12 protein-coding genes and 1 pseudogene are annotated in these 13,372 nt (G+C 72.4%); 5 read left to right on the top strand and 8 right to left on the bottom strand.

Annotation, left to right across the window (positions count from 1 at the left end; all coding sequences use genetic code 11):
• Nucleotide 1: 1 nt before the first annotated feature.
• On the bottom strand, nucleotides 2–1,219 hold the full coding sequence (gene serB / locus AB0G50_RS00485; protein WP_360100306.1) for a phosphoserine phosphatase SerB: 1,218 nt from the start codon (nucleotides 1,217–1,219) through the stop codon (nucleotides 2–4).
• 82 nt (nucleotides 1,220–1,301) lie between these two features.
• On the bottom strand, nucleotides 1,302–3,089 hold the full coding sequence (gene ctaD, locus AB0G50_RS00480) for a cytochrome c oxidase subunit I (protein WP_360100303.1): 1,788 nt from the start codon (nucleotides 3,087–3,089) through the stop codon (nucleotides 1,302–1,304).
• A 187-nt stretch (nucleotides 3,090–3,276) separates the two neighbouring features.
• Here ctaD and AB0G50_RS00475 point away from each other — a divergent pair, with 187 nt between their 5' ends.
• From AB0G50_RS00475 to AB0G50_RS00460, 4 genes are read left to right on the top strand one after another with little or no spacing between them, the layout of a single operon-like run.
• Nucleotides 3,277–4,044, top strand: a complete 768-nt coding sequence (locus AB0G50_RS00475; protein ID WP_360100300.1) for a phosphotransferase — start codon at nucleotides 3,277–3,279, stop codon at nucleotides 4,042–4,044.
• A gap of 21 nt (nucleotides 4,045–4,065) precedes the next feature.
• Nucleotides 4,066–4,743 (top strand): response regulator transcription factor, encoded by a 678-nt coding sequence (locus AB0G50_RS00470; RefSeq protein ID WP_360100297.1) that lies wholly within the window; start codon nucleotides 4,066–4,068, stop codon nucleotides 4,741–4,743.
• Complete coding sequence (locus tag AB0G50_RS00465) at nucleotides 4,740–6,023, top strand: HAMP domain-containing sensor histidine kinase (RefSeq protein ID WP_360100294.1); 1,284 nt, start codon at nucleotides 4,740–4,742, stop codon at nucleotides 6,021–6,023. Before AB0G50_RS00470 ends, AB0G50_RS00465 begins: the two co-directional genes overlap by 4 nt.
• Nucleotides 6,020–6,613 (top strand): HD domain-containing protein, encoded by a 594-nt coding sequence (locus AB0G50_RS00460; RefSeq protein WP_360100291.1) that lies wholly within the window; start codon nucleotides 6,020–6,022, stop codon nucleotides 6,611–6,613. Before AB0G50_RS00465 ends, AB0G50_RS00460 begins: the two co-directional genes overlap by 4 nt.
• Here the strand turns inward: AB0G50_RS00460 and AB0G50_RS00455 are convergent.
• The 5 genes from AB0G50_RS00455 to AB0G50_RS00435 are packed head-to-tail and all read right to left on the bottom strand — an operon-like array spanning nucleotide 6,597 to nucleotide 10,545.
• Nucleotides 6,597–7,160: a cupin gene (locus AB0G50_RS00455; RefSeq protein ID WP_360100287.1), complete on the bottom strand. Its 564-nt coding sequence runs from the start codon at nucleotides 7,158–7,160 to the stop codon at nucleotides 6,597–6,599. The genes AB0G50_RS00460 and AB0G50_RS00455 overlap by 17 nt on opposite strands.
• Nucleotides 7,160–7,747, bottom strand: coding sequence for a methylthioribulose 1-phosphate dehydratase (gene mtnB, locus AB0G50_RS00450; RefSeq protein ID WP_360100284.1), 588 nt, complete (start codon nucleotides 7,745–7,747; stop codon nucleotides 7,160–7,162). The genes AB0G50_RS00455 and mtnB overlap by 1 nt, the downstream gene beginning before the upstream one ends.
• Nucleotides 7,744–8,409, bottom strand: a complete 666-nt coding sequence (gene mtnC, locus AB0G50_RS00445) for an acireductone synthase (RefSeq protein ID WP_360100281.1) — start codon at nucleotides 8,407–8,409, stop codon at nucleotides 7,744–7,746. The genes mtnB and mtnC overlap by 4 nt, the downstream gene beginning before the upstream one ends.
• Nucleotides 8,402–9,424: a s-methyl-5-thioribose-1-phosphate isomerase gene (locus AB0G50_RS00440; protein WP_360100278.1), complete on the bottom strand. Its 1,023-nt coding sequence runs from the start codon at nucleotides 9,422–9,424 to the stop codon at nucleotides 8,402–8,404. The genes mtnC and AB0G50_RS00440 overlap by 8 nt, the downstream gene beginning before the upstream one ends.
• A complete protein-coding gene (locus AB0G50_RS00435) occupies nucleotides 9,424–10,545 on the bottom strand; it encodes an acyl-CoA dehydrogenase family protein (RefSeq protein WP_360100275.1) in 1,122 nt (373 codons plus the stop codon). Before AB0G50_RS00435 ends, AB0G50_RS00440 begins: the two co-directional genes overlap by 1 nt.
• A 206-nt stretch (nucleotides 10,546–10,751) precedes the next feature.
• On the opposite strand from AB0G50_RS00435, the gene AB0G50_RS00430 reads away from it, so the two are divergent.
• The gene (locus AB0G50_RS00430) at nucleotides 10,752–11,579 is read left to right on the top strand and encodes a twin-arginine translocation signal domain-containing protein (protein ID WP_360100272.1); all 828 of its coding nucleotides are present in this window, start codon (nucleotides 10,752–10,754) and stop codon (nucleotides 11,577–11,579) included.
• Nucleotides 11,580–11,598: 19 nt separating this feature from the next.
• Here the strand turns inward: AB0G50_RS00430 and AB0G50_RS00425 are convergent.
• Nucleotides 11,599–13,339, bottom strand: a pseudogene (locus AB0G50_RS00425) (family 20 glycosylhydrolase).
• Nucleotides 13,340–13,372 lie beyond the last annotated feature (33 nt).

Raw genomic sequence — 13,372 nt, 5'->3', positions numbered from 1 at the left:
TTCACAGCCGGTTCAGCTCCAGTCCGTCGGCGGCGTCGGCGGCCTCGACCTCGGCCCGCGTCACGCCGAGCACGAACAGCACGGCGTCCAGGAACGGGTGCGACAGGGCGGTGTCGGCCACCTCGCGCAGCGCGGGCTTCGCGTTGAACGCCACGCCGAGCCCGGCCGCGTTGAGCATGTCGATGTCGTTCGCGCCGTCGCCGACCGCCACGGTCTGGGCCAGCGGCACGCCCTGCTGCTCGGCGAACCGGCGCAGCGCGACCGCCTTGCCCGCCCGGTCCACGATCTCGCCGACCACCCGGCCGGTGAGCCTGCCGTCCACGACCTCCAGCTCGTTGGCCGCGCAGAAGTCCAGACCCAGCTCGTCGACCAGCCGGCGGATGACCCGGGTGAACCCGCCGGAGACCACGCCGCAGCGGAAACCGAGGCGCTTGAGCGTCCGGACCGTGGTCCGCGCGCCGGCGGTCAGCTCCAGCGACGACGCCACCTCGTCCAGCGCGGACTCGTCCAGCCCCTCCAGCAGCGCGACCCGGCGGCGCAGCGACTCGGCGAAGTCCAGCTCGCCGCGCATGGCCGCGTCGGTGATCTCCTTGACCTGCGGCTCCACGCCCACGTGCGCGGCCAGCATCTCGATCACCTCGCCCTGGATGAGCGTGGAGTCCACGTCGAACACCACGAGCCGCTTGGCCCGCCGGGTGAGACCCGCGCGCTCGACCGCGATGTCCAGGTCGACCCGGGTGGACACCTCGGCCAGCGCCGAGCGCAGCGCGCCGTCCGCCTCCACCGTGTCGGTGGCGACCGACACCCGCAGCTCGAGGCCGGTGACCGGGTAGTCCGCGACGCCCCGGATCGCGTCGATGTTCACGCCCAGCGACGCGAGCCTGCGCGCGACCTCGGTGAACGCCCGCGCGGTCACCGGGCGGCCGAGCAGGATGACCACGTGGCTCGACTCCAGCCGGGCGGTGCGCCGCGAGTCCGCGCCGATCTCCACCTCGACCTGCATCGACACGGTGGCCATCGCCTGCTCGACGGACTCCTGGAGGCCCTCCGGGTCGTGGTCGTCGGCCACCAGCACGCCGAGCACCAGCCTGCCCCGGATGACGACCTGCTCGACGTCCAGCACCTCGACCCGGTGCCGGCTCAGCACCGCGAACAGCACGGAGGACACGCCGGGCTTGTCGGGTCCGGTGACCGTGATCAGTACGGGGGTCTTGGCCACTTCGACGGCTCCTTTGCCAGACAGCGACGAGCCCCGGCGACCGTGCGGCCGTCCGGGGCTCGTCGTCGAACCTGCGAAGAGGTTACTTGTGGTCGTGCTCGGTGTTCTCCGAAGCTGTGCCCGATTGCACAGCCGCGGCGGCCACCTCGGACGGCGCGGCCTTCGCCTTGTCGTGCGCGATCGCCTTGCCGGTGAACGTCACGTGCGCCTCCTCGTGGATGCGCTCGATCATGTGCGGGTAGTGCAGCTCGAACGCCGGGCGCGCGGAGCGGATCCGGGGCAGCTCGGTGAAGTTGTGCCGCGGCGGCGGGCAGGAGGTCGCCCACTCCAGCGAGTTGCCGAAGCCCCACGGGTCGTCCACGTGCACGGTCTCGCCGTAGCGGTAGGACTTGAACACGTTCCAGATGAACGGGAGCGTGGACGCGCCCAGCACGTAGGCGCCGATCGTGGAGATCGTGTTGAGCGTGGTGAAGCCGTCGCTCGGCAGGTAGTCCGCGTACCGGCGCGGCATGCCCTCGTTGCCCAGCCAGTGCTGCACCAGGAAGGTGCCGTGGAAGCCGAGGAACGTGAGCCAGAAGTGCAGCTTGCCCAGCGGCTCGTCGAGCATCCGGCCGGTGATCTTCGGGAACCAGAAGTAGATGCCCGCGAACGTGGCGAACACGATCGTGCCGTAGAGCACGTAGTGGAAGTGCGCGACCACGAAGTAGGTGTCCGACACGTGGAAGTCGATGGCCGGCGCGGCCAGCAGCACGCCGGACAGACCGCCGAAGAGGAACGTCACGATGAAGCCGATGCTGAACAGCATGGGCGTCTCGAACGTGAGCTGCCCCTTCCACATCGTGCCGATCCAGTTGAAGAACTTGATGCCCGTGGGCACCGCGATGAGGAACGTCATCAGCGCGAAGAACGGCAGCAGCACCGCGCCGGTGGCGTACATGTGGTGCGCCCACACGGCCACGGACAGCGCCGCGATGCCCAGCGTCGCGTAGACCAGGCCGTTGTAGCCGAAGATCGGCTTGCGGCTGAACACCGGGAAGATCTCCGACACGATGCCGAAGAACGGCAGCGCGACGATGTAGACCTCGGGGTGGCCGAAGAACCAGAACAGGTGCTGCCACAGGATCACGCCGCCGTTGGCGGGGTCGAACACGTGGGCGCCCAGGTGCCGGTCGGCCAGCAGGCCCAGCAGCGCGGCGGTCAGGATCGGGAACGCCAGCAGCACCAGGACGCTCGTCACCAGGATGTTCCAGGTGAAGATCGGCATCCGGAACATCGTCATGCCCGGCGCGCGCAGGCAGACCACCGTGGTGATCATGTTCACCGCGCCGAGGATGGTGCCGAGACCGCCGACGACCAGGCCGGAGATCCACAGGTCGGCGCCGACGCCGGGCGAGTGGATGGCGTTGGACAGCGGCGTGTAGGCGAACCAGCCGAAGTCCGCCGCGCCACCCGGCGTGAGGAAGCCGGACAGCACGATCAGGCCGCCGAACAGGTAGAGCCAGTAGGAGAACGCGTTCAACCGGGGGAACGCCACGTCCGGCGAGCCGATCTGGAGCGGCAGGATGAAGTTCGCGAACCCGAAGACGATGGGGGTCGCGTACAGCAGCAGCATGATCGTGCCGTGCATGGTGAACAGCTGGTTGAACTGCTCCTGGGACAGGAACTGCATCCCCGGACGGGCCAGCTCGGTCCGCATCAGCATGGCCATCGCGCCGCCCACCATGAAGAAGGCGAACGAGGTGACCAGGTAGAGGATGCCGATCTGCTTGTGGTCCGTGGTGCGGAACATCCGCAGCAGGAACGAACCCTTGACCGCCTCGCGAGTCCCGAAGGGCCGCGTTGCGATCGGCTGCGGGGCTACGGCCGTCACGGTGCCTCCTGCACTGTCTGGATCTGCGTCGACGTGGTGGTGGGGCCGTCGACCTATCGGATCGTAGACGGGTCGTCCGGGGCCGGCTCGCCTGGGCCGGCCCCTTGATCGGCGCGGGTAGCGCAGGTCACAACCCCTCGACCGGGTGAACGGGCAATTCGGTTGTGGCCGCGGGGACGATCGGTGGGTGGCCCTCACCCCGTCGCGCGCCGTGTCCGCCGCCCTCGCCGTCGCCTCCTCGCTGGACCTGCCGGCGGACGACCCGGTGGTGCTCAAGGACGGCAGCAACGTGCTGGTGTGGCTGCGGCCCGCGCCGGTGGTCGCACGGGTCGGCGGCGTGACGGCGTTCGTCCGCGAGGACGTGCACGCGCACTTCACCCGGGCGGATTCACTCTCCAGGTACCTCGCGTCACGCGGCGTGCCCGTGGTGGAGCCGCTGGGCGCGCCCACCCGGCACGGCGCGCACGTCGTGGCGCTCGCGTCGCGGGTGGAGAAGCTGGAGTGGACGCCGACGGTGTCCTGGTTCTGCGGGTTCCTGCGCGACCTGCACGCCGAGCTGCGCGACTACCCCGGCGCGCTGCCCGCGCGCGGCCCGCTGGACGACGTCGACGCGTGCCTGGACCTCCTCGGCCGCCCCGCCGACCTGGTGGACCGGCGGGAAGGGCTGGTCGCGCGGTGGCCGGACGAACAGGCCCAGCCGCTGCACGGCGACCCGCACCCGGCGAACGTGCTGATGACGCCGTCCGGACCGGTGTGGAACGACTTCGAGGACGCGTGGCGCGGGCCGGTCGGGTGGGACGTGGCGAGTGCGGCCCTGCACCGGTCCCTGGACCGGGAGGCGATGTTCGCGGACTACCCGGCCGCGCCGTTCTGGGCGGACCTGCGGACGTTGCTGGTGGACTGCTGGCGTGCCGCCGACGACCTTTACCGGACCCGAACACTTCCGGCGGGCTGAGCGCCGCGCGGCCGTGCCACGATGCGCCCCGTGCCGGGACTCGTGCTGGTCGTGGAGGACGAACGGGCGATCGCCGAACTGGTGACGCTCTACCTGCGGCGCGACGGGTTCGGCGTGCACGTGGAGGCCGACGGTGCGGCCGCGCTGGCCGCCGTGCGCCGGTTGCGGCCGGTGGCGGTGCTGCTGGACGTGGGTCTGCCCGGGATGGACGGCGTCGAGGTGTGCCGGGCGCTGCGCGCGGCGGGCGATTGGACGCCGGTGCTGTTCGTGACCGCCCGGGACGACGAGGTGGACCGGGTGCTCGGCCTGGAGCTGGGCGCGGACGACTACGTGACCAAGCCGTTCAGCCCGCGCGAGCTGGTGGCCAGGGTGCGGACCGTGCTGCGGCGCGGCACTCCCCCGGCCGTGCCGGTGCACGTGGTGGGGCGGGTGCGGTTGGACGGCGACCGGCGGCGGGCGTGGGTGGAGCAGGACGAGGTGGCGCTGACCTCGACCGAGTTCGACCTGCTGGCGCACCTGATGAAGAGCCCCGGTCGGGTGTTCTCCCGGGAACAGCTGCTCAGCGCCGTGTGGGGGTACTCGGCGGCGGCCGGCACCCGGACCGTGGACGTGCACGTGGCGCAGCTGCGGGCCAAGCTCGGCGAGGGCAACCCGATCCGCACCGTGCGCGGGGTCGGCTACTCGGCGGAGGCGTCGTGAAGCGCACCTCGCTGGCGTTCCGGATCACCGCGCTGTGCCTGGGCGTGGCCGGGGTCGCGGTGCTGGTGGCCGGGCTGGTGTCGGCCAGGCTGGTGCTGGACGCGGCGCGCGAGGTGAGCCGGGTGACGCTGGCCGACCAGGCGGACGTGGTGGCCGAGCAGCTCGGCGAGGCGGGTCGGCCCGGTCGGGCGCGGGTGGCCGAGGTGCTGCGCGGGCAGGGCGTCCGGATCGTGCTGATCGGGTCCGACGGGGCGCTGGTCGGCGAGGCGCAGGCGGTGGACGCGGTGCGGCAGCTCGGCGGGAAGTCCGGGGTCGTGGGCACCCGGCTGGTCGAGGTGCGGTCGAACGTCGCCCTGGTGCTGGACCCGGAGAAGCGGGTGCAGCCGGTGCGGAAGCTGTTCCGCAACATCGCGTTCGCGCTGGGCGTCGGGCTGCTGGTGGCGGCGGTGGCCGGGTTGTTGCTGGGCAAGCTGGTGGCGCGGCCGTTGCGGCGCACGGCGGCTGTGGCGCACACGATGAGCGACGGTCGGCGGGACCTGCGCGCGCCCGAGCACGGTCCGGCCGAGGTGGCCGAGGTCGGTGGCGCGGTGAACGCGCTGGCCGACGCGTTGCAGCGCAGCGAGGGGCGGCAGCGGGAGTTCCTGCTGTCGGTGTCGCACGAGCTGCGCACGCCGCTGACCGCGGTGACCGGGTTCGCCGAGTCGCTGGCCGACGGCGTGGTGACCGGTGACGACGTGGTGGCCGTGGGCCGGACCATCCACGAGGAGGCGCTGCGGCTGGACCGGCTGGTCGCGGACCTGCTGGACCTGGCCCGGCTGGGCGCGGACGACTTCCGGGTCGACCTCGCCGACGTGGACCTGCGCGACCTGGTGTCGGACGCGGCGACGGTGTGGCACGCCCGGTCGCACGCGAAGGGCGTCGACTTCCGGCTCGAGCTGCCCGCGCACCCGGTGCCGCGGCGCACCGACCCGCGGCGGCTGCGCCAGGTGCTCGACGGCCTGCTGGAGAACGCGCTGCGGCTGACCCCGGCGGGACTGCCGGTGGTGCTGTCGCTGACCGACGTGCTCCAGGTGCGCGACGGCGGTCCGGGGTTGTCCGAGGAGGACTACCGGGTCGCGTTCGAGCGCGGGGCGCTGCACGCGAAGTACGAGCGGTCCCGGCCGGTGGGCACGGGCGTCGGGTTGGCGCTGGTGCACGGTCTGGTGACGAGACTGGGTGGCACGATCGGCGCCGGACCCGCGCCCGAGGGCGGCGCGGCCTTCACCGTGAGGTTGCCGTGACCCTGGAAGGCCTGTGGCACGAGGCGGTGTGCGTGCTGGGCGGCACGCCGGCGCCGACCGACCTGGACGTCCGCTACGCCGAGTCGCACCGCGGCTACCACAACGCCGACCACGTGCTGGCCGTCGTGCGGGACGTGGAGTGGCTGGCCGAGGGCCTCGACGCGCGGGACCGGGCCGTGCTGCGGCTGGCCGCGCTGGCGCACGACGTGGTCTACGACGGGAAGCCGGGCGACGACGAGCGGGCCAGCGCGCGGTGGGTGCTCGACCACCTCGAAGTGCCCGAGCGGCGGCGGGTGGCGGAGCTCGTGCTGGCCACGATCGACCACGAGGCCGACGACGAGGGCGCCGCGCTGCTGATGGATGCCGACCTGGCCGTGCTGGGGTCCGAGCCGGCGGCCTACGAGCGGTACCGGAGCGCCGTGCGGGCCGAGTACGCGCACGTGCCGGACGAGGCGTGGCGCGCGGGCCGGGCGCGGGTGCTGGAGCAGCTGCTGGCCCGGGACCCGCTCTACGTCACGCCGCGGGCGCGCGACCGCTGGGGGTCGCGCGCCGTCGTGAACCTCCGGGCCGAGCTCAGCGGCCTGCGGTGATCGCGTCGAACGTGGGGAACGACTTCGCGATCTCGCTGCCGGTGAAGTTGCCCACCCAGCCGTCGTCGTCGTGGAAGAACCGGATCGACACGTAGTCCGGGCGGGTGCCCATGTCGAACCAGTGGGTGGTGTTCTTCGGCACGCTGAGCAGGTCGCCCGCCTCGCACAGGACGCCGTACACCTTGCCGCCCACGTGCAGGTAGAACACGCCCGAGCCGCGCGCGAAGAACCGGTCCTCGTCGTCGTCGTGGGTGTGCTCGGCGAGGAACTTCAGCCGCGCCTGCCCGGCCGAGGCTAACCACTCCGGGTCGTCGGACGGGGTCATCTCCATCGCGTCCACGAGGATGTAGCCCTCGCTGTCGGTGACCCGCGCGACCTGCTCCGCGTACACCTCCAGCGCGTCCTCCTTCGTCACGCCGGGCACCACGTCCCACTGCTCGTAGCGGACGCCGAGCTGCTTGAGCTCGTCGCCGATCACCACGGGGTCCTCGGTGCGCAGCACGGCGTCGTCCGGATCGGTGTCCGCCCACACGGTCAGCAGTGTCATCAGCCGGCCCTCCTCGTCTCGACCTTGAAGCGCAGCAACCACTCCAGGCACTCCAGGCGGTGGCGCGCGTGGTGGAGGTCGTCACCCCACACGTACACCCCGTGCCGGGCGACCACCAGTGCCGGCACGTCCGCGCGGTGCCCGGCCTCGAAGGCGTCGCCCAGTTCGACCATGTCCTGCGAGTTCGGCACGACCGGGACCGTCACGACGTCGTCCGCGCGCCGGCCGAAGCCCTTGAGCATCTCCAGGTCGCGCAACTCGATGCCCTCGGGCCAGAACTCGCCCGCCACGACGGGTGCGAGCGCGTGCACGTGGACCACCGCGCCGGCGCCCGCGACCGCGGCGATCCGGCCGTGCAGCCCGGCTTCCGCCGACGGCACCCGCACCGGGTCGTCGGTGCGCCCGTGCTCGTCCACCAGCACCGCGTCGTCGGCGGTCAGCTCGCCCTTGTCCTTGCCGCTGACCGTGACCAGCAGCCGCAGCGGGTCGCGGTCGACCACCACGGACAGGTTGCCGGACGTGCCGCGCATCCAGCCCATCGCGGTGTACCGGGCGCACTCGGCGGCCAGCGCCTCGCCGGGAGTCACAGCGACGCCACCGCGCGGTGCGGCGCGAAGTCCGCGTCCCCGTAGGGCTCGCCGGGTCGGGCCACGCCGACGGTCCGCCAGCCGGCCTCGGCGGCGGCGTGCAGCTCGGCCGGCACGTCGGAGTAGAACGTGACGTCGGTCGAGCCCAGCACCTCCGAGATCGCCCGGTAGGACGCGGCTTCCCGCTTGGGGCCCGCGTTGACGGTGTCGAAGTGGTGCTCGAACAACGGGGTCAGGTCGCCGTCCTCGGTGTGCGCGAAGAACGCGACCTGCCCGGCGACCGAGCCGGAGGAGAACACGGCGAGCCGCACGCCGTCCTCGTGCCACTTGCGCAGCGCCGGCACCACGTCCGGGAAGAACGACGCGACCAGGTCGCCGACCGCGTAGCCGCGCTGCCAGATCAAGCCCTGCAACGTCTTGAGCGGCGTGACCTTCCGATCGGCCGCCATCCAGCCGTGCAGCACGGCGACCAGCTCGTCGGTTCCACCGTCCACTCCGGACAGTTCGCGGATCTGCGCCACCGCCGCCACGACCTCCGGGTCGTCGGCGTGCTCGTCGATCCACGGGCCCAGCCGCGGCCGCGCGTAGTCGTACAGCACGACCAGCACCTGGTCGGTGGCGCTGAGCGTGCCCTCGATGTCCAGCACGACCCACTCAGTCATTGCTCTCCCCTGGCGAATCGACGCCTTCGTAGTAGTCCGCGAGCCGCGCGGGATCGTACGCACCCCGGTCGGTGACCACCGAGGTGACGAACCTCGGCGGCGTCACGTCGAACGCCGGGTAGAGGCCCTTGGCGCGCTCGGTGGCGGTGCGGCGACCGAGCGTGTGCAGCACGTCCTCGCCCGGCCGGTACTCGATCGGCACGTCCGCGCCGGTCGCCGCGAGCCGGTCGGGCGCCTGCACCATGGCCAGGAACGGCACGTCGAACGCGCTCGCCGCGACCGCCAGCCCGAGCGTGCCCACCTTGTTCACCACGTGCCCGTCCATGGTGACCCGGTCGGCCGCGGTGAGCAGCGCGGACACCTCGCCCGAGGACAGCACGGCGGCGCCCATGCCGTCGGTGATCAGGGTCGTGTCCACGCCCATCTCGCCCAGGGTCTCGGCGGTGAGCCGCGCGCCCTGGAGGTAGGGCCGGGTTTCGGTGCAGATGAACCGCAACCGCTTGCCTGCCGCCTGGGCCGCCGTGACGGTCTCGGTCAGGTAGAGGTCGGCCCAGCAGTGCGTCAGCACGGCGCCCTCGTCGGGCAGCAGCGCGGCGGTGTGCGCGCCCAGCGCCCGGCTGCGGCTGCGGTACCGCTCGTCGCCGGCCTCGGCGCCTGCCAGCGCGCCCTCCTGGACGTCGTCGTGCGCGTCGACGCCCGCGAGCACCGCGGCCACCGCCTTGCGCAGGTGGTTGTTGGTGCGCCGGGTCGCGACCAGCATGTCGCCCGCCCGCTCCAGGTACGCGCGGGCCTGCTCCTTGGACATGCTCGCGGTGTCCCGGGCGGCCAGCACCATGCCCCACAGGGCGGCGAAGTACGGGCCGGAGGACTGGGTGACCATGTCCTCGATGGCCTTGGCGACGTCGGCGACGGTCGCGCAGCGCACCCAGGTCCGCTCGAACGGGAAGTTGCGGCGGTCCAGGATGTGCACGCCGTCGTCGGCCAGGCGCACGCTGCGCGCCAGCACCGGCTCCATCAGCTGTACCCGGTGAACGGCGCGTGCTCGCCGGTCAGGTGGTAGGCGCCGAGCTCGCGGGCCTTGTAGGCGACCGGGTCGTGCAGGGTGAGCGTGCGGGCGTTGCGCCAGAACCGGTCGAAGCCGTAGCCGGCGGCCGTGGCGCGGGCGCCGCACAGCTCGAACACCTTGGTCGTGGTGTGGTTCGCGACCTTGGTGGACACGACCTTGGCCGCGGAGATCGTGGCGGCGACCGCCGCGCGGGTCTCGGCGGTCAGGTCGGCGGTCTCGGACGCGGTGTACAGCCGGGCGCAGGCCTGGTCGGCGAGCAGGCCGGCCGCCTCGACGTCGGCGACCAGCTCGCCGTAGGTGGCGAGGATGTACGGGTCCGCGGTGGCCGCGTCCACGCCGCTGAGGAACCACGGTCGGGTGGTGGCGCGGGTGTAGCGGGCGGCTTCGGCGAGCGCGCCCTCGGCGAGCGCGACGTACAGCTGGGACAGCGTGGCCTGGAAGCCGAGCGCGGCCAGCGAGAGGCGGGGGGTGTTGGCGTCCTGGCCGCCGAGGACGTTCGCCTCGGGCACGAAGACGGCGTCGAACACCACGCCGCCGCTGGCGGTGAGGCGCTGGCCGATGTTGTTCCAGTCACCCGCGTAGGTGATGCCCGCGGACCGGGCGTCGAGGGTGAAGGTGAGCTTGCCGCCGGTGTCCGCGCGGGTCGCGCTGACCACGAGCCGGTCGGCGACGGACGCGCCGGTGGCGAACGTCTTGCGGCCGCTGACGGTGAACCCGCCGTCGACGGGCGTCAGCTCGAGGGCGGCGTCCAGCGGGTTGCTGACGCCTGCCCAGAAGAGGTCCTGCCCGGCGTCGAACGCGGGGTTGTCGAACAACCCGCTGCGCCAGATCTGGAGGTAGTGGTAGCCGAGCAGGTGACCGACGTTCGCGTCGGCCGCGCCCACCACCCGGGTGACCTCCTGCTGGGTGGTCCAGTCGTCGATGCCCAGGACGCCGGACTGCCGCAGCGCGGCCACCTCGGCCACGGGCTCGGCCCCGACCCGGTCGCGCTCGGCCGCGTCCACCCGGAACCCGGTGGCCAGCTCCTCGGCGACGGTCAGCCACTTCTGCCGACCACCGGTGCTCGTCATCCCACGTCCTCCCGCTCGTCGCCCCGGCGACCGAGGGTAGTCGGCACGGGCGGCGACGCGACCGAGCGTTCCGCCACATGAGAGCCGACGGGCGGTCGGGCCGCCGTGATCACCCGGTGGGGCGGACCTTTTCCGCCCCTGCCGGAAACACGTGTGGAGCGCTCTCCTTCGACTACGGTGTGCGGGTCGAAGGGGGAGTGCCGCAGATGGACCTGTCACGCCGATCGTTCCTCGGGGGAACGGCGGTCGCCGTAGGGGTGACCGCGACCCTCGGGACGGCGACCGCGTACGGCGAGGCCTATCCGCCGAGCCCCTACCGGGCCTCCGCGCCGCACCTGATCCAGGCCGAGCAGATCATCGACTACCTGTCGCTGCCGGTCTGCCCGCCGGGCAACAACGTCTACAAGCACCCCGACGAGCCGAACTCGGTGGTCTGGGGCTCGCCGGGCGACGCGACCACGTGGTTCAACCGGAGCCAGTGCGCCTCGTTCCAGACGGCCGTGCTGCGGCGGACCTACGGGTGGGCGCGGTCGGCGTTCTTCACCGCGCACTTCGGGTTGGCCAGCCCGTTCGCCCGCGACTACCGGGCCGCGTTCGCCGCCGACGCGGTGCCGCACTTCAGCCGGGTCCACCGGGTGGCCGACCTCCGGCCGGGCGACCTGATCGCGATCGACTACGCCAACGACCAGGACACCAACACCGGGCACCTGGTGATGGTGCGGTCGGTCAAGGGCGTCTACACCGCGCCGGTGGCGACACTGAACTTCCCCGGCGAGACCCAGTACGCGGTCGAGGTGGCGGACTGCACGTCCGAACCGCACGGGATGTGGGGCGTCGGCAACTACCACGCGTTCCCGGACAACCGGATCACCGCGACGCGCCGCCAGGACGGCGCGGGCTACGGGCACATGATGTTCTACGCCTCCGACGCGACCGGCGGGTTCACCCGGTACCGGTGGAGCGTGAACACCTCCTCGCCCGGCGCGTACACCGAGGCGCAGCGGCCGGTGGCGGCGGCCCGGGTCGTCGGGTAGCCGCCACCGGGGTGCTCCGCTAGGCGCGTGCCCAGAGCGCCGGCACGTTCGGCGGTTCCCAGCCGCTCAACGCGGTGTGCGCCTGCCGGCACGTGTAGGTGGCGCCCCCGTAGGTGACGCGGGAGCCCGCGGCGTACTGGGTGCCCACCGCCCACGGCCCGGTCGGGACCACCGTGGTCGAGGTCGGCGTGGTGTTCGACGTCGGTGAGTCGGTGGTCGTGCTCTCCCAGGGGATCTGGGTCGACCAGTACGGGGTGATGCCCGCCGCCGCCAGCCGCAGCCCCTGCCCGCCGAGCCGCACGCGGAACTGGTCCCAGTTGTGCGTCGACCACGGCGACCAGCCGATCTCGGCGATCGCCGTGAGGCGCGGGAACGCCAGGTAGTCGACGTGCGCGGGGGTCACGACCGTTTCGCTCCACAGCGGCGCCTCGACGCCGCGCACCGCGGACTCCGGCACGCCGGAGAGGTACGAGCCGGGGTTCCACTCGTAGGCGGTCTGCACCTCGATGTAGCCGGCCCAGCTCAGGCCGATCGGCGTCGAGGCGTTGTACTTCATGTCCAGGTAGGCCTTGTTCGCGGGCGAGAGCAGCACCTTGTTGCCCCGTGCCGCGGCGGCCTGCACCACCGCGTTCGACGTCGTGGTGCCCCAGTACTGCGGCACGGCGGTGGTGTCCTTGGTGGTTTTCACGAACTCGTGCCAGCCCATGGCCTTCTTGCCGTACTTGGCGACCAGCGGCAGCACCTTGTCCATGAACCGCTGGTAGTCCGCGTCGGTGGTGGCACTGGCCTCGTCGCCGCCGATGTGCAGGTACTCGCCGGGGGGTGATGGCGGCCAGTTCGCGGATGACGTCCTCGACGAACCTGTAGGTGACGTCCTTGGTCACGCACAGCGAGCTGTAGCCGACCTCGATGTCGGTGCGCAGCGGCGGCGCGGTGCCGTTGCAGTTGAGCTCGGCGTAGGAGGAGAGCGCGGCGTTGGTGTGGCCGGGCAGGTCGACCTCCGGGATCACGGTGATCTGCCGCTCGGCCGCGTAGGCGACGATCTCCTGGTACTGCGCCTTGGTGTAGTACCCGCCCGCGCCGCCGCCGACCTGGGTGCTGCCGCCGTGCGTGGTCAGGTTGGGCCGGCTGTCGACCTGGATCCGCCAGCCCTGGTCGTCGGTCAGGTGCAGGTGGAAGTAGTTGACCTTGAACAGCGCGAGCTGGTCCAGGTACCGCTTCACGGTCGCGACGGGGTGGAAGTGCCGTGCCACGTCGAGCATCGCGCCGCGGTGCGCGAAGCGCGGGTAGTCGGTGATCGTCGCGCCGGGCGCGGTCCACGCGACGTGCTGGACCTCGCGCCTCTCCACCTGGGGCGGCAGCAGTTGGCGCAGCGTCGCGATGCCCGCGACCAGGCCCGCGTTCGTGTTGGCGCGCACCGTGACGGCGGCGGTCGCGACGGTGAGCTGGTAGCCCTGGTCGCCGACGGACGCGGGCGCGCCGCCGATGAGCAGCGCGATCCCGTCGGCGGGTGTGGTCGTGGTGTCGGAGACCGGGAGCGGGAAGCCGGTGGACGGGCGGAGGACGCCGCCCAGGAACTCGCCCACCTGGTGGGCGGACGGGGTGGTGTGGATCCGGCTGGCGGAGGTGAGCGTGTGCGCGTTGTTCGCGGAGGCCTGCACGGAGACGGGCACGGGGATGAGCTTCTGGAGCGGTTCGACGGCGGACGCGACGGACCCGGAGCCGACCGTCCAGGCCACGACGGACCCGGCGCCCACCACGAGGGCGGCGAGCACGCGGGCCGCCCGTTGCTG

Source organism: Actinosynnema sp. NPDC020468, assembly GCF_040642015.1.
Lineage (GTDB): Bacteria > Actinomycetota > Actinomycetes > Mycobacteriales > Pseudonocardiaceae > Actinosynnema.
The sequence above is the reverse complement of the archived record's forward strand: the minus strand, read 5'-3'. Positions and strand labels throughout refer to the sequence as shown.